The sequence below is a fragment of the Stappia sp. TSB10P1A genome (assembly GCF_900185725.1).
GTDB lineage: Bacteria > Pseudomonadota > Alphaproteobacteria > Rhizobiales > Stappiaceae > Stappia.
Genome location: NZ_FYAU01000029.1, coordinates 430,658 through 454,755 on the forward strand (window position 1 = coordinate 430,658; position 24,098 = coordinate 454,755).

Annotated in this window: 21 protein-coding genes; 15 read left to right on the top strand and 6 right to left on the bottom strand. The window is 69.9% G+C overall.

Going from position 1 to position 24,098, the window contains the following annotated elements:
• The first annotated feature begins 95 nt into the window (after positions 1–95).
• The 5 genes from TSB10P1A_RS15810 to TSB10P1A_RS15830 all read left to right on the top strand — a co-directional run bounded on the left by TSB10P1A_RS15810 (position 96) and on the right by TSB10P1A_RS15830 (position 5,881).
• Complete coding sequence (locus tag TSB10P1A_RS15810; RefSeq protein ID WP_186388881.1) at positions 96–605, top strand: hypothetical protein; 510 nt, start codon at positions 96–98, stop codon at positions 603–605.
• A 57-nt stretch (positions 606–662) separates the two neighbouring features.
• Positions 663–1,934, top strand: a complete 1,272-nt coding sequence (locus TSB10P1A_RS15815; RefSeq protein WP_186388882.1) for an imelysin family protein — start codon at positions 663–665, stop codon at positions 1,932–1,934.
• A gap of 110 nt (positions 1,935–2,044) precedes the next feature.
• Positions 2,045–3,547: a di-heme oxidoredictase family protein gene (locus TSB10P1A_RS15820; RefSeq protein WP_186388883.1), complete on the top strand. Its 1,503-nt coding sequence runs from the start codon at positions 2,045–2,047 to the stop codon at positions 3,545–3,547.
• Positions 3,548–3,594: 47 nt separating this feature from the next.
• The gene (locus tag TSB10P1A_RS15825) at positions 3,595–4,758 is read left to right on the top strand and encodes an imelysin family protein (RefSeq protein WP_186388884.1); all 1,164 of its coding nucleotides are present in this window, start codon (positions 3,595–3,597) and stop codon (positions 4,756–4,758) included.
• Complete coding sequence (locus TSB10P1A_RS15830; protein ID WP_186388885.1) at positions 4,739–5,881, top strand: DUF1513 domain-containing protein; 1,143 nt, start codon at positions 4,739–4,741, stop codon at positions 5,879–5,881. Before TSB10P1A_RS15825 ends, TSB10P1A_RS15830 begins: the two co-directional genes overlap by 20 nt.
• A 19-nt stretch (positions 5,882–5,900) precedes the next feature.
• Here the strand turns inward: TSB10P1A_RS15830 and TSB10P1A_RS15835 are convergent, their stop codons facing one another.
• Together TSB10P1A_RS15835 and TSB10P1A_RS15840 are read right to left on the bottom strand one after the other, a co-directional pair.
• Positions 5,901–6,425 carry a glycine cleavage system protein R gene (locus tag TSB10P1A_RS15835; protein WP_208984448.1) on the bottom strand — a complete coding sequence of 175 codons (525 nt, stop codon included), beginning with the start codon at positions 6,423–6,425 and terminating at the stop codon, positions 5,901–5,903.
• Between the two features lie 73 nt (positions 6,426–6,498).
• On the bottom strand, positions 6,499–7,023 hold the full coding sequence (locus TSB10P1A_RS15840) for a cupin domain-containing protein (protein WP_186388886.1): 525 nt from the start codon (positions 7,021–7,023) through the stop codon (positions 6,499–6,501).
• Positions 7,024–7,469: 446 nt separating this feature from the next.
• Between TSB10P1A_RS15840 and TSB10P1A_RS15845 the strand changes: the two genes are divergently transcribed.
• The 6 genes from TSB10P1A_RS15845 to cobM are packed head-to-tail and all read left to right on the top strand — an operon-like array spanning position 7,470 to position 13,844.
• Positions 7,470–8,654 carry a sirohydrochlorin chelatase gene (locus TSB10P1A_RS15845; protein WP_371515134.1) on the top strand — a complete coding sequence of 395 codons (1,185 nt, stop codon included), beginning with the start codon at positions 7,470–7,472 and terminating at the stop codon, positions 8,652–8,654.
• A 10-nt stretch (positions 8,655–8,664) separates the two neighbouring features.
• A complete protein-coding gene (locus TSB10P1A_RS15850; protein ID WP_208987110.1) occupies positions 8,665–9,318 on the top strand; it encodes a precorrin-8X methylmutase in 654 nt (217 codons plus the stop codon).
• Entirely contained in the window at positions 9,315–10,541 is a 1,227-nt protein-coding gene (gene cbiE / locus TSB10P1A_RS15855; RefSeq protein WP_186388888.1) for a precorrin-6y C5,15-methyltransferase (decarboxylating) subunit CbiE, read from the top strand. Before TSB10P1A_RS15850 ends, cbiE begins: the two co-directional genes overlap by 4 nt.
• Positions 10,538–11,266, top strand: a complete 729-nt coding sequence (gene cobI, locus TSB10P1A_RS15860; protein ID WP_186388889.1) for a precorrin-2 C(20)-methyltransferase — start codon at positions 10,538–10,540, stop codon at positions 11,264–11,266. The genes cbiE and cobI overlap by 4 nt, the downstream gene beginning before the upstream one ends.
• Positions 11,236–13,056 carry a precorrin-3B C(17)-methyltransferase gene (cobJ, locus tag TSB10P1A_RS15865; protein WP_244293140.1) on the top strand — a complete coding sequence of 607 codons (1,821 nt, stop codon included), beginning with the start codon at positions 11,236–11,238 and terminating at the stop codon, positions 13,054–13,056. Before cobI ends, cobJ begins: the two co-directional genes overlap by 31 nt.
• On the top strand, positions 13,053–13,844 hold the full coding sequence (gene cobM, locus TSB10P1A_RS15870; protein WP_186388890.1) for a precorrin-4 C(11)-methyltransferase: 792 nt from the start codon (positions 13,053–13,055) through the stop codon (positions 13,842–13,844). Before cobJ ends, cobM begins: the two co-directional genes overlap by 4 nt.
• A 15-nt stretch (positions 13,845–13,859) precedes the next feature.
• Here the strand turns inward: cobM and TSB10P1A_RS15875 are convergent, their stop codons facing one another.
• Positions 13,860–15,182, bottom strand: coding sequence for a cobyrinate a,c-diamide synthase (locus TSB10P1A_RS15875; protein ID WP_186388891.1), 1,323 nt, complete (start codon positions 15,180–15,182; stop codon positions 13,860–13,862).
• 2 nt (positions 15,183–15,184) lie between these two features.
• Positions 15,185–16,123 carry a uroporphyrinogen-III C-methyltransferase gene (gene cobA / locus TSB10P1A_RS15880; RefSeq protein ID WP_186388892.1) on the bottom strand — a complete coding sequence of 313 codons (939 nt, stop codon included), beginning with the start codon at positions 16,121–16,123 and terminating at the stop codon, positions 15,185–15,187.
• Between the two features lie 102 nt (positions 16,124–16,225).
• Here cobA and TSB10P1A_RS15885 point away from each other — a divergent pair, with 102 nt between their 5' ends.
• The 4 genes from TSB10P1A_RS15885 to TSB10P1A_RS15900 all read left to right on the top strand — a co-directional run bounded on the left by TSB10P1A_RS15885 (position 16,226) and on the right by TSB10P1A_RS15900 (position 21,521).
• Entirely contained in the window at positions 16,226–17,332 is a 1,107-nt protein-coding gene (locus TSB10P1A_RS15885) for a cobalt-precorrin-5B (C(1))-methyltransferase (RefSeq protein WP_186388893.1), read from the top strand.
• Complete coding sequence (locus TSB10P1A_RS15890; protein ID WP_186388894.1) at positions 17,329–18,084, top strand: cobalt-precorrin-6A reductase; 756 nt, start codon at positions 17,329–17,331, stop codon at positions 18,082–18,084. The genes TSB10P1A_RS15885 and TSB10P1A_RS15890 overlap by 4 nt, the downstream gene beginning before the upstream one ends.
• A 91-nt stretch (positions 18,085–18,175) precedes the next feature.
• Complete coding sequence (locus TSB10P1A_RS15895) at positions 18,176–20,248, top strand: GumC family protein (protein ID WP_208987111.1); 2,073 nt, start codon at positions 18,176–18,178, stop codon at positions 20,246–20,248.
• Positions 20,229–21,521 (top strand): UDP-phosphate alpha N-acetylglucosaminyltransferase, encoded by a 1,293-nt coding sequence (locus tag TSB10P1A_RS15900; protein ID WP_186388895.1) that lies wholly within the window; start codon positions 20,229–20,231, stop codon positions 21,519–21,521. The genes TSB10P1A_RS15895 and TSB10P1A_RS15900 overlap by 20 nt, the downstream gene beginning before the upstream one ends.
• Here the strand turns inward: TSB10P1A_RS15900 and TSB10P1A_RS15905 are convergent.
• On the bottom strand, positions 21,488–22,696 hold the full coding sequence (locus TSB10P1A_RS15905; RefSeq protein WP_186388896.1) for a glycosyltransferase family 4 protein: 1,209 nt from the start codon (positions 22,694–22,696) through the stop codon (positions 21,488–21,490). The two genes, TSB10P1A_RS15900 and TSB10P1A_RS15905, sit on opposite strands and share 34 nt — an antisense overlap.
• Positions 22,693–23,802, bottom strand: coding sequence for a polysaccharide deacetylase family protein (locus TSB10P1A_RS15910; RefSeq protein WP_186388897.1), 1,110 nt, complete (start codon positions 23,800–23,802; stop codon positions 22,693–22,695). The genes TSB10P1A_RS15905 and TSB10P1A_RS15910 overlap by 4 nt, the downstream gene beginning before the upstream one ends.
• Positions 23,803–24,098 lie beyond the last annotated feature (296 nt).

Genomic DNA, 24,098 nt, shown 5'->3' on the forward strand with positions numbered 1-24,098 from the left:
CATAATAGCATTAGGTCTGCGAAGCTCGGCAGGGTCTGGACCCTTGCCGGACCCTTTGATGTCGGGGCCTTTACCCCCGTCGATTGGAGGCTGACGTGACTGTGAATACGCAAGGCCGCCCGACCGCGCCGGAGCGCGCGGACGAGGCGGAGACGCTTGTCGTCGAAGGGCTGCGGCGCTGGCTCGCCGGGTATCAGACGGGCAGCATCGAATGCTGGGAAACGGCCTGGACGCTCTATGCCGGTCGGCTCGGCGTGAGCCGGGCCCGCCAGGCGGTGACGGGACTGTCCTGTTTCGCCAGGGCGCTGAACGGCTGGGCGAAATACGGCCTGTCCCTGCTCCCCTATGACTGCCCGCATCGCTGTGCCCATGAGTGCCTCGCGGTGGCGCTGGTTGCGTCCTGGCAGCGGGGCGACCGGGAGGCGGCCGCGAATATCGCCGAGGAACTGGTGGTGGCCGGCGGCCTGCCTTCCACGCTTGAGGCGGCCGCGAATTTCGCCGACACGCTCCGCCGGCTCGATCTGGTTCTGCCAAGCCCCGCCTGCCTGGCCTGCCGGGGTGCCGTTCCGGTGGCGACGCATCAGGCGGCGGAGACCCGGCACTGACATTTTCCAGTGCGCCGTGGCGGCGCGCATATGAGACGAAAGAGAGGAAAAGCCGAAATGAAAAAGACCCTGTTGCTGGCGGCTGCGCTGGCGAGCATCGCACTGCTGCCGGCTGGTGTCGCCCGGGCGGGCGACGCGGCGGCCGTGCTTCAGACCTATGGCGACATTGCGCAGGCGGCCTATTCCGAATCGCTGACCACCGCGCAGGCTCTGTCGTCCGCCGTCGATGCGCTGATCGCCAGCCCGTCCGACGAGACGCTGGCTGCCGCCCGCAAGGCCTGGCTCTCCGCCCGCCGTCCCTATCAGCAGACCGAGGTCTACCGTTTCGGCAATGCCATCGTCGACGACTGGGAAGGCAGGGTGAACGCCTGGCCGCTCGACGAGGGGCTCATCGACTATGTCGATGCCGGCTATGGCAGCGAGAACCCGGAAAACGCCTTCTACACCGCCAATGTCATCGCCACCCCGAAGATCATTGCCGGCGGCCGCGAGATCGACGCCACTGAGATCACCCCGGCCCTGCTGTCCGAGGAGTTGCAGGAGGTCGGCGAGATCGAGGCCAATGTGGCAACCGGCTATCATGCCATCGAGTTCCTGCTCTGGGGTCAGGATCTGAACGGCACCGGCCCCGGCGCGGGCAACCGTCCGGCCACCGACTACGACACGGCCAACTGCACCGGCGGCAATTGCGATCGTCGCGCCGCCTATCTGCGGGCGGCGACGGACCTTCTGCTCGACGACCTGAAGGAAATGGCGGATGCCTGGACGCCGGGCGGTGCCGCCCGCGCGGAGCTTGCCGACAAGGGCGAGGCCGGCGGTCTTGCGACGATCTTCACCGGCATGGGCTCGCTGTCCTATGGCGAACTGGCCGGCGAGCGCATGAAGCTCGGCCTGATGCTGCACGATCCCGAGGAGGAGCACGACTGCTTCTCCGACAACACCCACATGTCGCACTACGACAATGTGATCGGCATCCGCAATGTCTGGTTCGGCCGCTATGAGGGCTTTGCCGGAACGTCGGTCGAAGGCGCGTCCTTGCGCGATCTGGTCGCGGCCAAGGATGCGGCCGTCGCCGATGATCTGACCGCCAAGCTGGACGCCTCGCTCGCGGCCTTCGAGGTCCTGCGCAGCCGCGCCGAGACCGTGGAGGCCTATGACCAGATGATCGGCGAGGGCAACGAGGAGGGCAATGCGGTGGTCCAGGCTGCGATCGACGCATTGATCGTCCAGACCCGGGCCATCGAGCGGGCCGTCGCCGTGCTCGGTCTCGACGAGATCGCCTTCGAGGGTTCCGACAGTCTCGACAACCCGAGCGCGGTTTTCCAGTAAGACCTGCGGACTGTCACCAACCGGCCGCGGCGGAGGACACGGGTCCGCCGCGGCCCCCACCCACGGGCCGGATTGCGGGGCATCCGGCACCCAGGCAATGTGATCCATCCATGCCGTCAGCACATCTTTCCGTCGCCGCCATCCTGTGTGTGGCCGCGAGCCTTGCCATGCCCGTCTGCGCGGGGGCGGACGAGTTGCCCCATCGTGACGATCTCAGCCCGCGCGACCGGGCCAGGGTGGCGAAGGTCACCGCGAAGCCGGACGACTTCTCCGCCCCGGAGGCCTTCGAGGCGATGCCCGGCGGCGCGACCACCTATCTCAAGCGCATCAACGTCAACGCCTTTTCCTTTCCCTCCACCAACCTCTCCTTCGAGGAGCAGCAGCGTTTCGCGCTCGGCAACGGCCTGTTCCGCAAGCTCTGGGTGTCGTCTCCGTCCTCGACCAATGCCTCGGATGGTCTCGGCCCGCTGTTCAACGCCCGCTCCTGCCAGGGCTGCCACCTGAAGGACGGGCGCGGCCATCCGCCGCGCGAGGGCGAGGAGCCGGTGGCGCTGTTCCTGCGCCTGTCGGTGCCGGGGGAGCCCGAGGCCGGCAAGCTGCTGCGCCCGGAGCCGACCTATGGCGGCCAGTTCCAGAACTACGCGGTGCCTGGCCTGCGCGCCGAGGGGCGCCTGGACATCTCCTACACGGAAAAGCCGGTGACGCTCGGCGACGGCACGGTGGTGACCCTGCGCGTGCCGCACTACCGGATGACCGACCTCGGCTATGGCCCGATGGCGCCGGACGTTCTGACCTCGCCGCGCGTGGCGCCGCAGATGATCGGTCTCGGTCTGCTGGAGGCGATCCACCCGGCCGACATTCTCGCCAATGCCGATCCGGACGATCTCGACGGCGACGGCATTTCCGGCCGACCGAGTTGGCTTCCCGATGCCGCGACCGGCGCCAAGGTGCTCGGCCGTTTCGGCTGGAAGGCGGAGGAGCCCACCGTTCGGGCGCAGTCGGCTGGCGCCTTTTCCGGCGACATCGGCATTTCGACGCCGGACGCGCCCGATCCCTATGGCGATTGCACCGCCGCCCAGACGGAGTGCCGGTCGATGCCGACCGGGGAACAGGCCAATCTGGGGCCGACGGAAGCCCCGGACCCGATTCTGGAACTGGTCGACTTCTACGCGCGCAACCTGGCCGTGCCGCACCGCCGCGATGTCGACGACCCGCAGGTGCTGGCCGGCAAGGCGCTGTTCCATGCGCTGGGCTGCGCAAACTGCCATCGGCCGAAATATGTGACCTCCCGCAAGGCGGAGATCGAAGCCCACCGCTTCCAGTTGATCTGGCCCTATACGGACATGCTGCTGCATGACATGGGGGAGGCACTGGCGGACAACCGGCCGCTTGCCAATGCCACCGGCCGGGAATGGCGCACGCCGCCGCTTTGGGGTATCGGACTGACGGGCGTGGTCTCTGGCCAGGAGAGCTATCTGCATGACGGGCGGGCGCGCACGCTGGAAGAGGCGATCCTCTGGCATGGCGGCGAGGGCCAGGCGGCGCGCGACGGCTATGCGGCGCTGGAGCGCGAGGACCGGGAGGCACTGCTGCGCTTCCTCAAGTCTCTTTAAGCGGGCAGCGGCCGGCCAAGGCCGGTGATGAGGACGGGAGCGTGACGATGACGGGCGCGACTTGCGAAACGGCGATGCGGGACATGGGGGCCGATGCCGGCAGGCGGCTTGCCGCTCGCGGGCGGGGGGTGCTGCTGTCGGCGGTTCTGTCCGGCCTCGTGGCGCTGGCGGGAGTGTCCGCGCTCCCGCGGTCGGCTGCGGCGGATCTCGACTATTCCCGTTTCTGGCCGGCGGCCGTTGCCGGCTTTGCCGTCCCGGCGAGCGACGCCCTGGTGCAGACGATGCCGGCTCTGGCGACCGCTATCGAGATCGCCTGTACGGGCGGCTCTCCCGAACCGTTCGAGGAGGCCTTTACCCAGGCCGTCGGGGCGGCGGCGCGGCTCACCGTCCTGCGGGCCGGGGCCCTTGCCGACGACAATCGCCTGGAGCGCATCGCCTTCATTCCGGACGGGCGCGGCGTCGTGCGGCGGCAGGTGACGCGCCTCATTGCCGAGCGCGATCCGACGACGCTCGACGCCGCGCGCCTGCGCGAGAAGAGCGTCGCGCTGCAGGGGCTGACGGCGCTGGAATGGGTGGCCTTCGACAAGGACGGCAAGATCGTGCTGGCCGATCGCGGCGAGGAGGGGGCCTATCGCTGTGCCTATGCGGCAAGCCTTTCCGAGCGGCTCGGCGCGACCGCCCGCGAGCTGCGGGCGGCGTTCGAAACGCCCTCCGGCCAGACCGCGTTGCTGCTCGCTCCCGGTCCGGACAACGCCCTGGCGCGGACCCACAAGGAGGCGGCCGGCTTCGTCTTCAACGCGGTGATGACCTCGCTGGAGCTGATCCGCGATCAGATGCTGGTGCCGATGGTCGGCGAGCAGGGCTCGGCCGCCGGTGTGGCGCGGGTGCCGTTTTCCCGTTCGCGCAATGGCGCAGCCTATCTGACGGGGGCGATCGACGGTCTGTTCCGGGCCGTGGTGGCTGCGGGCTATGCCGATGGCGCGGCCGAAACCGTCTGGATCGGCAATGCCCTGCGCTTCGAGCGCGACAATGCGTCGAAGGCGCTGGCGGCGCTGCCCGCCGACCTGGAGGCGGCGCTGGCCGACGAGACGGCGCGCGGCCGGCTCGCCTATGTTCTGACCGTGCTGACCGGCCTGCGCACCATGCTGTCCGGGGAACTCGCCGGTCATCTGGACTTTCGCGGAGGCTTCAATGCTCTGGACGGCGATTGACAGGCGCTCCCTGCTGGTTGGCGGCGGGGCGGCGCTGGCCGCCCTTGCCTTCGGACACCGACCGGGGCGGGCGGGCGAGCCTGTTCCGTCCGAGGACCCGCTGTTTGCCGCCGCCCGGCGCGGGGCGGATGGCCGCCACAGCATCGTCGTCACCGGGCTCGACGGCACCGATCGGCAGGTGATCCCGCTGCCCGGCCGGGGCCACGATATTGCGGTCTGTCCCGCGAGCGGACGCTGCCTTGCCTTCGCCCGCCGTCCGGGCACTTTCGCGGTCCTGTTCGATGCGGCGGGCACGCGCCCGCCTGTGGTCTTCGAGGCAGTGCCGGGCCGGCATTTCTATGGCCATGGCGCCTTTTCGCCCGATGGCCGGCTCGCCTATGCGACGGAGAACGACTATCTCGGCAATCGCGGCGTGATCGGCGTCTATGATGTCAGCGGCACGCGGCCGCAGCGGGTCGGCGAGTTCTGGTCCGGCGGCATCGGCCCGCACGACATCCTGCCGCTGCCCGACGGGCGCAGTCTCGTCGTTGCCAATGGCGGCATCGAGACCCATCCCGACACCGGGCGCCGCAAGCTCAACCTGGAGACGATGTGCCCCAACGTCACCGTGATCGACCGCGACAGCGGCACGGTGCGCGGCGTCGCCGACCTGCCTCCCGGCCTGCACAAGCTGTCGCTGCGCCACATGGCGGTGACCGGCGCCGGCAAGGTCTGGATCGGGGCGCAATATGAAGGCGGTCTTGAGGAAACGCCGCCGCTGATGGCCTCCCTCGATCTGGAGGACGGCCGCCTGCGCCTGCATGATGTGCCGGATGCGCTGCGCGGCCGCCTTGCCAACTATGTCGGCTCGCTCGCCATGAGCCGGGACAGCGAGGTTGTCGCCGCGTCCTGCCCGCGTGCCGGCCTTGTCCTGTATTTTTCCGCGCGTGATGGCGCGTTCCTGTCCAGCCAGCAGCGCGCCGATGCCTGCGGCCTTGCGGAACTGGATCGCGACGGCTTCCTGATTTCGGACGGGCAGGGCGGCCTCAGCGAGAGCGGCGACCGCGCCGGTGCGCCGACGCTGCTGGCCTCCCTCGCCGGCACGTCCTGGGACAATCACATGGTGGCGATCGATCCGGCCTGACGGCCCGGAACCTGCTGCGTCAGACCGTATCGCTGAAGTCGATTTCGGCCATCAGGTCGCCGGCAAGGGTCTCCAGCGCCGCCGAGAGGTCGCCGGCGGCAAGGTCCACCGGCAGCACCACGTCCACCTGCGCGCGGAACATGCGTTCGCCGCTCATCGAGCCGGCGGAAACCTCCGTCTCCAGCGCGGTGATGCTGACGCCCTTGGCCGCCAGCACGGCGGCCAGCGCATGCACGATCCCCGGATGGTCCTGGCAGATGACGGTCATCCGGGCCGCCTGGCCATGGGTTTCGCGGCTGGTTTCGCTGCGCTTCAGCGTCGTGGCGATGCCCGCGGCGGACAGGCCGGCGAGCGCCTGTTCCAGCGCCTCGATCCGCTCCTGCGGCACTTCGACCCGGACAATGCCGGCGAACGTGCCGGCGAGCCGTGCCATCGAGCTCTCGATCCAGTTGCCGCCATGGGCGGCGATGACGTCTGACAGCCGTTCGACAAGGCCTGGGCGATCGTCGGCGATCGCCGTCAGAACCAGCGAGATCATGGACATGGGCGTAAGCCTCCCGGATGTTTTCCGGCAGGCTAGACCATAGCGCGAACAATGGAAACCGGTACGCGCGTGCTCAAGAAGCGGGTCGTGCCTGCGTCCGGGGGGCGCCGAAGACCGCCGCCGCCAGCCGCGCCATGATCCGCGACAGACGGCCATAGATCCGCAGCGGCAGGCGCGCCACCGGCGGCACCACGTCGTGGCAGAAAGCGATCTTGCGGACATAGCCATGCACCTGCCATTCGAACCAGGTGAAGGCGGGGAAATAAGCAGTGTCGCCGGCCGTCAGCTTGCGCACCTCGCCGTCCGGTCCGGTCACCGTGACCGCTCCTTCCAGGACGTAGACCGCCTCGTCGCAGCCGAAATACCAGTTGAAGCGGCCCCCCGTGCAGTCCCAGACCGACAGGGTGGCATAGCGGTCCTCTCCGCGCGCGATCTGGACGGCACGCGCCTGCGGGTCGCCGTCCAGCACCCAGTCCGGATTGATCGGCGCGGGCGGCAGGTCCAGCCCGTCCAGCCGCGCCAGCGTCAGGCCGGCCGGCGTGCGGTCGGCCGTGGCCATGGCAGCTCCAAGCGCACTGGCGGACGCGGTGTCGGTCATGGTCGGTCGTCTCCCCCTCTGGTGGTGCCCTCCGCTGTATCACCAAGCGGTGAAGAACCGGTTTCCGGCACGGCGCCGGGTTCCGCCGCCTTGCCGACAGCGGCTGCCGTATTTGGCCCTTGCGGGGGGCGCAAGGCTCCACTAGCGTGCCCGGCCAATGACGGCGTCCCTGGAGGGACTGAAAGCGAGTCCGGTGGCGACCGACCCACATCGGGGGTCCAGTCCGGAGCTGTCCGAACGGTATGCGGTCCGGCGCGGCACATGGTCGTGCGGGAGCCCTGTCCTGTATCCGGCCGCTTTGCTCTCTCCCGGTGCCGCCGCGCCGGACCCGTCCGGCTTGCCATGCGGGCGTGTGGCCAAGAGGGAGCTTTTGAGATGAAACCGGAATTTGTCTTCGCCGCCGTTTTGGCCGAGCGTCCCCTGCGTTGCGACCGGGGAGAGGCATGATGGCCGATGCGATGACTGCGACGGGCGAGAAGCTGGGCCTGATGATCTGCGGCCATGGCAGCCGCAATCGCGGCGCGGTGCGCGAATTCGCCCAGCTCGCCGAGCGGCTGAAGGCCCGCTTTCCCGGCTGGCCGGTGGAATACGGCTATCTCGAGTTTGCCAATCCGGTGATCAAGGACGGTCTCGACCGGCTGCGCGAGCAGGGCTGCACCCGCATCCTTGCCGTGCCGGGCATGCTGTTTGCCGCCGGCCATGCCAAGAACGACATCCCGTCCGTTCTCAACACCTATCAGGCGCAGCATGACGGCGTGACGATCACCTATGGCCGTGAGCTCGCCATCGACACCAGGATGATCCGCGCCGCCGGCGACCGCATCCGCGAGGCGCTGGAAAAGGCAGGCGACGACGTGCCGCTGCACGAGACCCTGCTGATGGTCGTGGGGCGCGGCGCCTCCGATCCCGACGCCAACTCCAATGTCTCCAAGGTTACCCGCATGCTGTGGGAGGGCTTCGGCTTCGGCTGGGCCGAAACGTGCTATTCCGGCGTCACCTTTCCGCTTGTCGAGCCCGGCCTCGAGCACGCGGCGAAGCTCGGCTATCGCCGCGTCGTCGTCTTCCCGTATTTCCTGTTCTCCGGCGTTCTCGTCAGCCGCATCTACAACACCGCCGACGAGGTGGCGGAGCGCCATCCGGATATCGAGTTCGTCAAGGCCGGCTATCTCAACGACCATCCCCAGGTCATCGACACGATGGCCGACCGGGTCACCGAGATCCTGCAGGGCGCCAACCTGATGAACTGCCAGATGTGCAAGTATCGGGAGCAGGTGCTCGGCTTCGAGGCCGATGTCGGGCGGCCGCAGGAAAGCCACCACCACCATGTCGAGGGGCTCGGCGCCGACGCCGAGTGCAAGCTATGCGAGGACGTGTGCACCGGCGCCTGCGAGGCGCAGGCCGCGAGCCATCACTCCCACCATCACGACCATGACCATGGCCATCACGACCACCATCATCATGATCACGGCCATCATCATCATGACCATGACCATGATCATGGGCACCACCACCACCACCACGGCCATCACCACCACCATGGTCACGGCCACGATCACGACCATCACCATCCGCCCTATCCCCATGCGGACCATCCGCTGGGGCCAAAGTCGATGAGGAAGCGGACCACATGAGGTGTGGGGCGTGAGCGGCGGGCGCTACGACTACGAGCGCGATCCTGCGGAAATCTATCGCCGCTCCTTTGCCATCGTGCGCGAGGAGGCCGACCTTTCCGCCCTGCCCGAAGCGCTGCACCCGGCTGCGATCCGCATCGTCCATGCCTGCGGCATGCCGGAGGTGGTGGCCGATCTTGCCTGGCGCGGCGATGTCGCGGCGGCGGTCGGCGAGGCGCTTGCCGCCGGTGCGCCGGTCTTTGCCGATGTGCGCATGGTCTGCGAGGGGGTGATCCGCGCCCGCCTGCCGGCCTGCAACGATCTCGTCTGCACGCTCAACGAGCCGCCCGTGCCCGGCCTTGCCCGCCGTCTCGGCACCACCCGCTCGGCCGCGGCCGTCGACCTGTGGCGCGACCGGCTGGAGGGCGCCGTCGTCGTCGTCGGCAACGCCCCGACCGCGCTGTTTCATCTGCTGGAGCGGATCGCCGAGGGCTTTCCGCGCCCGGCCGCGATCCTCGGCTTTCCGGTCGGCTTCGTCGGCGCGGCGGAATCGAAGGAGGCGCTGCTGGAAAGCCCGCTCGATATTCCCTGCCTGGTGCTGCGCGGCCGGCGCGGCGGCTCGGCCATCGCCGCCGCCGCCCTCAACGCGCTGGCCGCCGGCGTGCCGGAGGAGGGGACCGCGTGAGCGACAAGGACACGGTACGACCCGCCCCCTGGCTCACCGTGATCGGCCTCGGCGAGGATGGTATCGACGGGTTGTCCCCGATTGCCCGGCAAGCTCTGCTGGAGGCTAAACGCGTCTTCGGCGGTGCCCGCCATGGCGACCTCGTTGCCCCGCTCGGGATCAAGGTCGAGACCTGGCCGAGCCCGTTTCACGAAGGGCTGGACGCGCTGCTGGCCGCGCGCGGCAAGCCCGTCGCGGTGCTGGCGAGCGGCGATCCCATGTGGTTCGGCATCGGCTCGACGCTCGCGCGCTCCGTTCCGCACGACGAAATGCTTGTCCTGCCGGCACCCTCGTCCCTGTCGCTTGCCGCCGCACGGCTCGGCTGGCCGTTGCAGGACGTCGAGACCCTGTCGCTGCACGGCCGCCCGCTCGATCTGCTGCGCGCAGTTCTTTATCCCGGCGCCAGGCTCCTCTGCCTGACGTCCGGTGCCGGCGCGGCGGAAGAGATCGCCGACCTGCTCGTCGACGAGGGCTATGGCGCCAGCCGGCTGACCGTGCTGGAGCATCTCGGCGGACCGGCCGAGCGGGTTCTCTCGGGCAGCGCCGAGGGCTGGCGCGGTGAGGTCGCGGCCCTCAATGTGGTGGCGCTCGAGGCGGTCGCGGTGCGCGACACGCCGCTGCGCCCGCGCCTTCCCGGCCTGCCGGACGATGCCTTCCGCCATGACGGCAAGATCACCAAGCGGGAGGTCCGCGCGGTCACGCTCGCCCGCCTTGCGCCCATGCCCGGTGCCCTGTTGTGGGATATCGGCGCGGGCTCGGGCGCGGTCGCCATCGAATGGCTGCGCGCCGCTCCCCGCAGCCGCGCCATCGCACTGGAGCCGGACGATACCCGCCGCGCCACCGCACGGGCGAATGCGGCGGCCCTCGGCGTGCCGCATCTCGACCTTCGCCCCGATGCCGCGCCGCAAGGCCTCGACGGCTTGCCGGCGCCCGACGCGATCTTTCTCGGCGGCGGCCTCACCGCGCCCGGCACGCTGGAGGCGGCGCTCGCAGCGCTGCGGCCCGGCGGCCGGCTGGTCGCCAATGCGGTGACGCTGGAAAGCGAGGCGATCCTTCTTGCCGCCCATGCCCGCCATGGCGGCGAGCTGGTGCGCATCGCGGTGTCGCGCGCCGGTGCCGTCGGCGGCATGACCGGATGGCGCCCGCTGATGCCGGTGACCCAGTGGAGCCTGATCGTCCCATGACTGCTGGAACCCTTTACGGCGTTGGCCTCGGCCCCGGCGATCCGGACCTGATGACGGTGAAGGCGCACCGGCTGATCTCGGGCGCGCAGGTCGTCGCCTATCCGGCGCCGGACGACGGCGAGAGCTTTGCCCGCTCCATCGCCGCGGCGATTATTCCGCCGTCCGCCCGGGAAATCCCGATTGTCGTGCCGATGCGCGTTGCGCGCTTCCCGGCACAGGCCGTCTACACCCGCGCGGCCGAGGAGATCGGCGAAGTCCTCGCCTCCGGTACGGATGTGGTGACGCTGTGCGAGGGCGACCCGTTCTTCTATGGCTCCTTCATGTATCTGTTCGAGCGGCTGTCGCGGCGCTTTCCCTGCGAGATCGTGCCGGGCGTGACCTCGCTCACCGCCTGCGCCGCCCGCCTTGCCCGGCCGCTCACCGCGCGCAACGATGTCCTCACCGTCATTCCCGGACCGCTGCCGGACGAGGAGATCGCCGCGCGGATCGAGGCGGCCGGCGCCATCGCCATCATGAAGGTCGGGCGCCACCTGCCGCGCCTGCGCCGGTTGATCGAGGGGCTGGGCCTCATCGATCATGCAGGCTATGTGGAGCGGGCGACGCTTCCGGCAGAAAAGGCGATGCCCCTTGCCGAGGTGACGGACGCCGCCGCCCCCTATTTCTCGATGATCCTGATCTACAAGGGAGACGAAGCGTGGATGCTACCGCCGCAATCCTCGTCCTGACGCCGGCGGCGGAGCCTGTCGCGCGCCGCATCGCGGCCGCGCTTCCGGGCGCCATGCTGCACGGGCTCGCCCACCGGGTGCCCGGTCTCGACGTGTCCTTCGCCGAGACGCTGAACCATATCCGCGCGCTCTATCAGGCCGGCACCCCCATCGTCGGCGTTTGCGCTTCCGGCATCCTGATCCGCGCGCTGGCCGCCGTGATCGAGGACAAGCGGTCCGAGCCGCCGGTTCTCGCCGTCTCGGAGGACGGGGCCAGCGTCGTGCCGCTGCTCGGCGGCCATCGCGGCGCCAATTCGCTCGCCCGCCAGGTGGCGGAGGCGCTGGGCGGCCATGCGGCGGTGACGACGCAGGGCGACACGGCGCTGGGCGTTGCGCTCGATTCGCCGCCCAAGGGCTGGTGGCTCGCCAATCCGCAGGATGCCAAGGGCGTCATGGCCCGCCTGCTGGCCGGCGAGCCCGTCCGTCTCACGGGCGAGGCCCCCTGGATCACCCGCTCGCGCCTGCCGCTGGCGGACACGGCGGAAATGGAAATCGTCGCCAGCGTCGAGGCCATCGCGCCCGGTGCCGACCGGCTCGTCTATCACCCGCGCCGCCTCGTCGTCGGCGTCGGCTGCGCCAGGGGCTGCCCGGCGGAGGAACTCACCTCGCTGGTGCGTGAGGCGCTAAGCAGTGCCGGCCTTGCCGAAGGGGCGGTGGCGCTTGTCGCGACCCTCGATCTCAAGGCGGACGAGGCCGCGGTCAACGCGCTCGCCGGCCAGCTCGGCGTGCCGCTGCGCGTCTTTCCCGCCGCCCGGCTGGAGCAGGAGACACCGCGCCTTGCCAACCCGTCGGACGTCGTCTTCGCCGAGGTCGGCTGCCACGGCGTGGCGGAGGGCGCGGCGCTGGCCGCGACCGGGGCGGAAGGGTCGCTGCTCATCGAGAAGCGCAAGACCGCCAATGCCACCGTCGCCGTCGCCCTTGCGCCGGAGCCGGTCAACCCGGCGGAGGTCGGCCGCCCGCGCGGCCGTCTTGCGGTGATCGGCATCGGCCCCGGCCGCGACGACTGGCGCACGCCGGAAGCCTCGCACCTGCTCGCCGATGCCGACGAGGCGGTCGGTTATTCGCTCTATCTCGACATCGTCGCGCCGCTGATCCAGGGCAAGCCGCGCCATGCCTTCCCGCTCGGCGCGGAGGAGGAGCGCGTCCGCTTCGCGCTGGAGCGCGCCGGCGAGGGGCGCTCGGTGGCGCTGGTCTCCTCGGGCGATGCCGGCATCTATGCGATGGGCGCGCTGGTCTACGAACTGCTGCACCGCGACACCACGGAGGGCGGCGTCTCGGATGCGGCAAAACGCGTCGAGGTGGTCAACGCCCCCGGCATCTCGGCGCTGCAGGCAGCTTCCGCGCGCATTGGCGCGGTGCTCGGCCATGACTTCTGCACCATCTCCCTGTCGGACCTCCTGACCCCGTGGCAGGCGATCGAGCAGCGGCTGAAGGCCGCCGCCGCCGGCGATTTCGTCATCGCCTTCTACAATCCCGTGTCGAAGCGCCGCCGCACCCAGTTGGCCGAGGCACGCGAGATCCTGCTCGCCGCCCGCCCGGCCGATACGCCGGTGGTGCTCGGCTACAATCTCGGCCGCGAGGGCGAGACGCTGACCGTGACGACGCTCGGCGAGCTCCGCGTCGACGATGTCGACATGCTGACCACCGTGCTGGTCGGCTCGTCCGCCTCGCGCGCCGTCATGACCGGATCGGGCCGGCCCTTCGTCTACACCCCCCGCGGCTACGCCAAGCGCATCGAGGAAAAGCTGTGACCGTCCACTTCATCGGCGCCGGGCCCGGCGATCCCGACCTCATCACCGTTCGCGGACTGAAGCTGATCGCGGCTTGCCCCGTCTGTCTTTACGCCGGTTCGCTGGTGCCCGAGGCCATCGTGGCGGCCGCGCCCGAGGGCGCGCGCGTGATCGACACCGCGCCGATGACCCTCGACGAGATCATGGCGGAGATCGAGGCGGCGCATGCGCGCGGCGAGGACGTGGCGCGCGTCCATTCCGGCGACCCTTCGCTCTATGGCGCGATTGCCGAGCAGATCCGCCGGCTGAAGGAGAAGGACATTCCCTTCGACGTGACGCCCGGCGTGCCGGCCTTTGCCGCCGCCGCCGCCGCGCTCGGCCAGGAACTGACCGTGCCGGAGATCGCGCAGACGGTGATCCTCACCCGCACGACGATGAAGTCCTCCGACATGCCGAAGGGCGAGGATCTGGAGACGCTCGGCAGGAGCGGCGCGACGCTGGCGATCCACCTCTCGATCCGGAACCTGCGCGAGATCGAGCGCCAGCTCGTTCCGCTCTATGGTGCCGACTGCCCGGTCGTCGTCGCCTACCGGGTCGGCTGGCCGGACCAGAGCTTCATCCACGGCACGCTCACCGACATTCGCGACAAGGTGCGCGAGGCGAAGATCACCCGCACCGCGCTGATCTTCGTCGGCCGGGCACTGCAGCCGGCCGAGGACTTCCGCGACAGCGCGCTCTATCACGCCGATCACGTCCATGTGCTGCGGCCGAAGAAGAAAAAGGCGAAGGCCGCAGTGTCGTCCGCCTGACCGGGCGTCACGCCGTCAGGCGCGATCGATCAGGTGAATGAACGAACCCGAGACGCGGCCGACGCGCAGGCCGACATCGCCGACCAGCGCTCCAAGCGCATCCCGTGCCTGGAACAGCCGCTCCGCCTGGCCTTCCTGCACGATGGTCGCGTAGTGGAATTCGTGCCCCGCAAGCTGTCCCTGCCACGGCGCGCCGGCAAAGGCGAAGAGCCGCCGATAGCCGAGCTGGCGCCTGCGCGTTGCAAAGCTCGTCTCCAGCGGCAGCAGGCCCAGCATCGGGTGGCGGGTTCCGTCAGTGTCCGTCAACTCGTCGCCCAGCACCATGTAGCCGCCGCATTCGCCATAGATCAGCGCGCCGCGCGCCGCCGCTGCATGCAGGCCGGCCCTGAAGCTGCCGGCCGCCGCGATCCGGCCGGCATGCAGCTCCGGATAGCCGCCGGGCAGATAGACCGCGTCGCACTGCGCATCCGGCGCCTCGTCGGCGAGCGGCGAGAAGAACGACAGCTCGGCGCCCTGCGCCTGCCAGCCTGTCAGGAGATGCGGATAGGCGAAGGCGAAGGCGATATCGCGGGCAATCGCGACGCGCTGGCCGGGCGGCGGCAGCGTTGCCGCCGCGCCGCTGCGGGTCAGCGGAAGCGCCAGCGCGTGGATCGCGTCGAGGTCGCAGCTCTCGGCGACGCGGGTGGCCGCGTGATCGAGAAACGCGGCGAGATCGCCATGTTCTCCCGCCTGCACCAGCCCGAGATGGCGTTCCGGCAGGTCGAGCCCGGCATCGCGCGGCACCGCGCCGAGCACCGGCATGCCGATGCCGGCAAGCGCCGAACGCAGCATCTCGGCGTGGCGCGGGCTGCCGACCCGGTTGAGGATCACGCCGGCGACGGTCACGTCCGCGCGGTGGTCGCGAAAGCCCCGCACCAGCGCGGCGACCGACTGCGACTGTTTCCCCGCATCGACCACCAGAACCACCGGCAGCCCCAGCCGAGCGGCAAGATCGGCGGTCGAGCCGCTGCCGTCGGCCGCGCCGTCGTAAAGGCCCATCACACCCTCGACCAGCAGCAGATCCGCATCTTCCGCCTGACGCGCGGCGAGCGTCTCGACGAGGTCGCCGCGCATGGCGAAGGGATCGAGATTGACGCAGGGCCGTCCGCTCGCCGCCGCATGGAAGGCGGGATCGATATAGTCCGGCCCGGTCTTGGCGCTGGCGACGCGGATGCCGGCCTTGCGGAAGGCTTTGAGCAGGGCGAGCGTCAGGGTGGTCTTGCCGCTGCCCGACGCCGGTGCGGCAATGACGAGGCCGCTGCCTGCCCTGGATTCGCCTGCCCTGATTTCGGCGGTCATGGTCAGCCGCCGCTCGCCGGCCGTGCCGTGGCCGCCTCGCGCAGGCCCAGCGGGTTCGGGTCGAGCTTGCGCCCGGCGGCCGCGCCGAGCCAGTCGAGCCCGGCGCGCAGCCGCACCACCTCGCCCACGACGACGATGGCCGGCGGCTCCAGCTTCGCGGCCTCGGCCTCGGCGGAGGCGCGCGCCAGCGTCGTCTCCAGCACGGTCTGGTCGGGCAGCGAGGCATTGCAGACGATGGCGACCGGCTCCTCGCCCCGGCGCCCGCCGGCCAGCAGCTTGGAGACGATCAGGTCGAGATGCTTCATCGCCATATACATGACGATGACCGGCGCGCCGCGCGCCACCGCGTCCCAGTCGATGGCCGAAGGCGTCAGGCCGGTCTGGTCGTGGCCGGTCAGGAAGGTGACGGTCTGGTTGGTGTCGCGATGGGTCGCGGGAATGCCGGCATAGGCCAGCCCGCCGATGCCGGCCGTCACGCCGGGAATGATGCGGAACGGCACGCCATGCGCGACCAGCGTCAGCGCTTCCTCGCCGCCGCGGCCGAAGACGAACGGGTCGCCGCCCTTCAGCCGCAGCACCCGCTTGCCGGCCCTTGCATAGTCGACCAGCTTCAGCGAGATGTCGCGCTGCTTCGGGCTCGGCTTGCCGCCGCGCTTGCCGGCATAGTCGATGATCGCGTCGGGCCGCGCGAGATCGAGGATCGAGGCGTCGACCAGCGCGTCATGGACGATGACGTCGGCCTGGGCGAGGCCGTTGAGCACATGCAGCGTCAACAGGCCGGGATCGCCCGGCCCGGCGCCGGCCAGCCACACCGAGCCGGGGGCGAAGTCGGGAAGGCGGACGCCGCGCGGCAACAGCCCGCCGAGCGGGGTCTCGGGGGCGGCGGCGGGGCGGGGAGCGGCCGTGTCGGCAGCCTGGTCCGGGCGGTTCGCGTTTGACATTCCGATCATTTCTACGCCGCTGCGGCCGCCGCGCCAAGGTCGGTTGGCGTCGGCGTCCATAGCAATTGCGACCTTGCCGCGCCCGCCCCTATAGTCCGGCGCATGAGCCGCAAGGAAACATCCGCGCTTCGCCGGGGCTGGACCACCGGAACCTGTGCGACCGCCGCCGCCAAGGCCGCCTATCAGGCCTTGCTGACCGGCGCGTTTCCCGATCCCGTCGAGGTGACGCTGCCGAAAGGCGAGCGACCCGCCTTCGCGCTGGCGCTGGAGGAGTTGGGCGAGGGCTTTGCCCGCGCCGGCATTGTCAAGGACGCGGGCGACGATCCGGACGTCACTCATGGTGCGACGGTGATCGCCAGCGTGCGCCTCGCGCCGGCCGGATCCGGGGTTCTGTTCCGCGCCGGCGAGGGCGTCGGGACGGTGACGCTGGCCGGCCTGCCGATCCCGCCCGGAGAACCCGCGATCAACCCGGTGCCGCGCGCCATGATCGCCGGCGCCATTGCCGAGGTGGCCGCCCGCTTCGGCGCGAGCGGCGATGTCGAGGTGGAGATCTCGATCCCCGGCGGCGAGGCGCTGGCGCAGCGCACCATGAACCCGCGCCTCGGCATCCTCGGCGGCCTGTCGGTGCTCGGTACCACGGGCATCGTCCGCCCGTTTTCCTGCGCCGCCTGGATCGCCTCGATCCATCGCGGCGTCGATGTGGCGCGCGCCGCCGGCCTGCCGCATGTGGTCGGCGCCACCGGCTCGACCTCCGAGGATGCGGTGAAGGCGCGCCACGACCTGCCCGAGACGGCCTATCTCGACATGGGCGACTTCGCCGGCGGACTGCTCAAGTATCTGCGGGCCCATCCGGTGCCGAAGCTGACGCTGGCCGGCGGCTTCGCCAAATTCGTCAAGCTGGCGCAGGGAGCGCTCGACCTGCATTCGGCGCGCAGCCAAGTGGATTTCGCAGCGCTCGCCCTGCTGCTGGAGCGGGCAGGGGCCCCAAGCGAGATCGTCGAGGCGGCGCGGGGCGCCAACACCGCCAAGGAGGTGCTCGACCGCGCCGAAGCCGCCGGCATCGATGTCGCCGCCGAGGTGGCGCGCGGCGCCCATGCCGCCGCCCGTGCCGTACTGCGCGATGCGCCGGTCGATGTCGAGGTGCTGGTGGTCGACCGGGCCGGCGCCGTCGTTGCCCATCGCCCGTTCGATGCGGAAGGTCCCGCGTGAGCGCGCCGCTTCCCGTCCTGCTGCTGGCCGGCACCGGCGAGGCGCGGGCGCTGACCGGCCGGCTTGCCGATGATCCGCGATTTGCGGTCACCGCCTCGCTGGCCGGCGCCGTCGAGCGGCCACAGGCCTATCCGGGCCGCGTGCGCATCGGCGGCTTTGGCGGGGTGCTGGGGCTGGAAGAGTGGCTGCGGGGCGAGGGCATTGCCGCGGTGATCGACGCCACCCATCCCTTCGCGGCGCGCATCTCCGCCAATGCTGTCGCCGCCTCGCAAGCAGTTGGCCTTCCCCTGTTGCGGCTGGAGCGCCCGGCCTGGCAGGCCGGGCCGGGCGATAACTGGCAGGAGGTTGCCGATCTGGACGCGGCGGCGGCACTCCTGCCCCAGGGCGCCCGTCCGTTCCTCGCCGTCGGTCGCAAGGAGATCTCGCGCTTCGCAACGCGCCGCGATCTCGACTGTTTGACGCGGATGATCGACCCGCCGGAGCCGGAAACTGCACTGCCGCCGGGCCGGCTGCTGCTGGCTCGCCCTTCCAGGGATATCGACGCGGAAGCCGCCTTGCTGGAGCAGCACGGCGCGACTCATCTGGTGACCAAGAACAGCGGCGGCCCCTTCGGCGAGGCGAAGCTGCTCGCCGCCCGCCGTCTCGGCCTGCCGGTGATCATGGTGCGCCGGCCGGCTCTTGCCGGCGGCGAGGTGGTCGCGGATGTCCCGGCCGCGCTGGCCTGGCTGGAGGCGCGGGCCGCCTGTCGGTGAGGCCGGCGCTTGTTCCACCACCTTTGGCCGGTGATGCCGAATGCACGACCACTTGAGGAAATGTTAACCATGACGGTCGAGACTTGCGAGCGTGCCCGCCCGTGGCGTGGTGCCGGGGCGCAATGCGACCCGTGAGACCAGCAGCGGCTTCCCGAGCATGATCGATATCTACCAGATCCCCGGCATTCTGAAGAAGCGCATGATCTGGCTGATCATTGTGCCTCTGGTCTTCATGACGCTGGCCGTTGTCTATCTGATGCTGCGCACGCCGACCTACAAGGCCTTGGCGGAACTGCTGATCGAGCCGCAGGCCCTGCAGATCGTCGGCAACGAGATCGTGTCGCGCCAGGGCGGCGACAGCGTCCAGCGCCTGGCCGTCGACAGCCAGGCCTATGTCATTCTCTCCAACTCCGTGCTGAACGAGCTCATCGACAAGCTGGACCTTGAAAACGACCGGGCGATCCTGCCGCAGTCCGGGGGGCTGCTGTCGAAGCTGCTGGGCGGCGGCACGGCGCCGTCGGCGGAGGATCGCAGGTCCGCGACAATCGCCGGGCTGCGCGAGCGTCTCAAGGTAATACGCATAGAGAATGCCTTCGTCTTCAACATCTTCATGGAGCATCCTGATCGCTTCCGGGCCGCCGAGATCGCCAACGAGGCGGCGCGCATCTATCTCGACGAGCAGCGCGTCCAGCGCACCGAAGCGACCCTGCGCGCCTCGGTCGAGCTGCAGGCCCAGGCGGACAACATGCGCCGGCGGGTGGAGGCGGCGGAGGCGAAGGTCGAGGCCTTCCGCGCCGAGAATGGCCTGATCCGCACCGCCGAGCGCGGCCTCGTCGTCGGCCAGCGGCTGCAGGAGCTGAACTCGCAACTGACCCAGGCGCGGGTCGAGCTGGAGGGCGCGCGCGCCAATGCCGATCTCCTCGCCGGGCTGACGGCCGGTGCCATCGAGGGCGGTGCCCTGCCCGTCCGGCTGCAGACCACCACGCTCGGCTCGCTCCGCGTCCAATATGCCCGCATCGCCGAGCGCGAGGCGCAGGCCGCCACGACGCTCGGGGCCAATCATCCGCAGCTTCGAGAGCTTCGTTCGCAACTGGCCAACACCCGGCAGCTCATCGACGAGGAACTCAGCCGCGTCCGTCGCTCGGCCGATGCCGACCTGCAGCGGGCGGAAGCGAATGTCGTCGCGCTGGAAACCGAGGTGCAGCGCGTCACCTCGACCAGCGTCGACCAGAGCAGGGCGGAAATCCAGCTCCGCCAGTTGGAAAGCGAGGCGGACTCGCTCGCCTCGGTCTATCGCACCTTCCTGAGCCGGGCCAAGGAGCTGGACGAGCAGAGCAGCATCGACACCAGCAGCTCCCGCATCATTTCGCCGGCCGTGGCGCCGCTGCGCTCCACCGCCCCCTCCGGCCTCATCGTGCTGCTGGCCGCCGGTGTCTTCGGCACCATCATGGCGGCGGGGGCGGCCGTCGGCTGGGAGATCCTCAACGGCAAGCTCGGCTCGGAGCGCGAACTGGTGGACATCACCGGCGTGCCGCTGATCGCCAGCATTGCGGTCCCGGCCAGCCGGCGGGGGCTGCGCCGACGCGGCGGCGAGGGAGCCGCCGAGCGCCAACTTGCCGTCACGCGCATCGCCTTCGCGCTGCGCCATGCGTTCGAGAACGAGCGTCCGGCCCATGTGCTGGTGCTGGCGACAGGCCCGGGCATCGACACCGCGCCGCTGTCGCGCGCCATCGCCGCCAGCCTCTACGATATGGGCGAGGACGTGCTGCTTGCCCGGCCCGGCGACGGCGCCGCGCGGCTCGCCGCACCCGCCGGCGGCACCGCCATGGCACAGTCGGGCGGTCGCTCCCGCCTGTCCGCCCGCCGCCGCGAGGCGGAGGCCACCGCCCTTGCGCCGACGGGGGCCCTCACGGTCGAACGGCTCGATGGCGAGTCCCGCCGGGCGGGGCTGGATGCCTTCGACACTGCCGGCAGCGAGTTCCTGATTGTCGACGGCGGCTCCGCGCTCGACAATTCTCATCTCCCCGTGCTTCTCGACTATAGCGACGCGATCCTGCTGGTGACCCAGGTGGGCGGAACCGCCCGGTCCGATCTCGACCGCACCCTCGCCCTGCTGAAGCCTTGGGAAGAGCGGATGATCGGCAATGTCGCGCTGGCGGCCTGAAGCCTCGGGGGCCCCCGTCTGGACCCGACTGCCGCCATCGCGGCCCGCCGCCCTTCGTCGCCCCGACACCTATGATCTGTGGCTCCTTGCCGCCGGCCTTGTGATCGTCGGCACGGTGGTCTTCAACTTCTTCCTGGCCTTCCTCAACACCCGGGTGATGGGCATTTCCCAGAACACGGTGATGCTGGCGGAACTGGTACTGATTGCCGGGGCGTTGCTGCTCGCCGCCGACCGCCGGGCCGGGCTCTACGCGCTGCTCGCCATCTATCTGTCCTATATGGCGCTGATCCTGGCGCTGCGACCGGAACTCGACCTCAAGGCGATCCGCGACGGGCTCATTCCCATCGTCTTCTACTTTCTTGGCCGCCGGGTCCGGGACATCGCCGGCGTCGATCGGATCGTGCTGCTCACCGCCGCCATCGTGGTGGCGGTCGGCCTGTTCGAGTATTTCCTGCTCGATCTCTTCATCGCCTATGTCAACGTGCTGCAATACTACGTCGCCCGTGGCTCGCTGGAGGTCGCCGAGCATATCGTCGAGGGGTCCTCGCTGTTCATCAGCGGCATCCGCATGGAAGGGCGCAACATGCTGCCGTTTCTGGGCACGCACCGTGTCTCCTCGGTGTTCCTCGAACCCGTCGGCATGGGCAATTACGGTGCCTTCCTGGTGCTCTGGGCGGTGTTCCGCAAGGACATGGCGGGACGCGGCCTGCTGTTCTTCGCCGGCTGTGTCGTTCTCATCCTGTGCGATGCCCGCTTCGGCACGATGGTCTGCTTCGCCAGTGTCGGGGCGATGCTTTTCTATCGGCTGGTGCCGTCCCTGATCTGGTTTCTGGTCCCGGCCCTCATCATCCTGGCGATGGCGATCTACGGCATGACCACGGATGCCTTGCGCTGGGACGACAATTTTGGCGGTCGCTGGCTGCATGCCTCGTGGCTGCTGCTCAAGCTCGATATCCAGGGCGTCTTCGGCATCTCCACCTATGACGGTTTCCTGGAGGACAATGGCTATGCCTATTCGCTCCACCAGTTCGGCCTCATCGGCGTCGCCGGCCTGTGGGCGCTCTACATTTTCGCGCCGCTGCGCTCGCTCGATGCCTGGCGCTTCCGTGTCCCGATCATCGTCTATATCTGCCTGCTGATGGTGGTCTCCGCCTCGCTCTTTTCGATCAAGACCGCCGCCCTGTTCTGGTTCTGCGCCGGCGCCGTCGATGTCTGGCGGGGCTTTGCCTCCGGCCGGGCTCAGCCCGTCGCGCCCCCCAGCGCCTCCCGGTAGAAGTCGGCATAGCGCTCGGCGGTGCCGTCCCAGGAATAGATCCGCGCCACCGCCATGGCGTCCTGGCGCAGGGCCTGCGGCGCAGCAGCGAGCCGCGCATGGGCGGCCTCCAGCGCCTCCGCCGCCTGTTCGGAATTGGCGAAGTCCGCCAGCGTGATCCCGGCATGCCGCTGCGCGAAGGCGATGAAGGCGGAATTCGGCTCGATCACCGGAACGAGACCTGCGCTCATCGCCTCGATCAGGGCGAGGCCGAAGCCTTCATAGACCGAGGCGCTGGCGAAGAGGCTGGAGCGGCCGACGATCTCGCGCATGGCCGTATCGTCCGGCCCGACATGGAGCTGCGCCTTGCCGGTCAGCCCGCGCTCGGCGATCATCGCCTCCACGTCCGCGGCGCTCCAGTCGAAGGGCGTGCCGACGATGTCGAGCCGCCAGTCGGGATCGCGCCGGCACAGCAGGGCGAGCGCGTCGAGCACCCGGTCGATGCGCTTGTTGTGCGACAGCCGGCCGATGGTGACGATCCCCTTGACCGGCGCCTTCGATCCCGCGTCCCCCAGCTTGGCAAGGTCGACGCCGTTCTCGATCAAGCGGACCTTGCTGGGGGCGATGGCGGCGAAGCGGTCGTAGTCGCTCTGGCTGCAGCAGGCGAGGCCCCGATAGGCGGTGGCCGAGAGCCGGGTCAGCGTGTTGAACCAGACCGTCTTCAGCCCGCCCGCCGTGCCGCTGTGGAAGAAGCCGCCATGGGTGGTGGCGACCAGCGGCTTGCGGTGAAACGGGGCGGCGAGCGCCAGCGCGTCGAAGAAGAAGTCGATGGCGTGGACATGCACGAGATCCGCCTCGGCGATCGCCCGGAACACCCCCGGCGTCACCGGATAGCGGGTCGAGCCGTGCCAGGGCAGGCGGATCACCTCGACCCCGTCGATCACCTCGCGCGCCGGCAGGCGCTCGCGCGTGCCGCCGCGGAACACCCGGTCGCAGGTGACGATCGTTACCCGCGCGAACCGGTCCTTCTGGCGGGCCACAAGGCTTGCGACGAAATCCTCCAGCCCGCCGACGCTCGGCTTGTACTGGCGCACCACATGCACCAGCCGCAGGCGGTCCAGCGGGTCGCCGGTCGCCGCCTCGGCGAGGCTGCGGTCGGGGGCATCGCGGTTGGGGGCGCTGGCGGGAGCGCTCATGCGGCGGGCTCCGCGATGCCGGCCAGCGGACTGCCGCCGCGCGCGGCGATGGCGCGGAACAGCCCGTCGATACCACAGGCGGTATAGGCGGCGGAGTCCTCGGTGTATTCGGCGTTCTGCCGGGGCAGGGTGAAGAGATGGTGCGCGTGCTCGGGAAACAGCGAGCCCGGCATGGTGGTGACGGCGGTGCGGAAGCCCGCCTCGCGCACGATCCGCGGCTCGCGCTCGCCCGACAGGGACGGCGGGCCGTAGGGATAGGCGAAATGCGGCACCTCGCGGCCGAGCAGCGTTTCCAGATAGGCCTTGTTGTCGGCAATGTCGGAGCGCAGGTCGGCCTCATTGAGCAGGGCGAGGGCGCGGTGGGTCGTGGTATGGGCGGCGATCTCGATCAAGGGATGCCGGTCGGCGGCGACGACGCCGGCCTCATCCAGAATGTGCCGGTCGATCGCATCGGCAAGCGAGATGCCGTGGGAGCGGAAGGTCGGGGCCAGCATCTCCGCCCGGCGGAAGTCGCCCCAGACCCAGGCGATGGCGCGCCGCAGGCCGCCGATCTTGCTGTCGAGGTCCGGGCACAGGAAGCGCGCGTCCATCGCCTCGATCTCGATCCGCTCGCGGGCGCGGAACAGTTCGGTAAGGCCGAGCCACCAGGCGTTGAGGGTGCGGGTCGTCATTTCGGTCGGCACATAGATCGTTGCCGGCGCGGCATATTTCTCCAGCACCGGCAGCGCCAGGTCGATGTTCGAGCGATAGCCGTCGTCGAAGGTCAGCACCGCGAAGGGGCGCGGGTCGTTCTCAGCCAGCCGGCGGATCGCCTCGTCCAGCGTCACCACCTCGCGGCCGCGCTGCCTCAGTCCGGCCAGGATCCGCTCGAAGTCGTCGATCCGGCATCCCTGGTCGAGCTGGGCGCGGGGATCGCGGGTGAAGTCGTGGAACATCAGGATGACGCCGGAGCCGCCATAGCGCCGGGCGAGGAGGCGGGTGAGGCCGCTGTTCGCCAGCAGCCGCAGGCCGAGCGTCTTCGCCCGCCGGCGGGTGAGGTCAGCGAGGTTCGGTCGCGGCCGTGTCGCGGGGCGTGCCTGCACGGTGTCCTCGGTCGTTGCCGTCATCTTCTTGCCATCCTGTCATGCAGGAAGTCTGCGCCGCGCATCGCGCTGCCGTCGCCCGCGAAGCTAGGATCAAGGTATGAACGGCCGGTTGCCGCTGGCCGGACAGGCCAGCGTTTTCGGCCCCATGGTAAAGCAAGATTGAAGCGGGGTCGCCGGACCGCCCTGTCCTTTTGCGGCAAGCTCCGATTAACTCAACCGGCCGGAAACGCGCCCGCACGACTGGCGAAACGGCCCCGAACACGGGCGATTAACATGTTTCCGCTATCAGGCGGGGTAGACTCACCGCCTAGGACAAG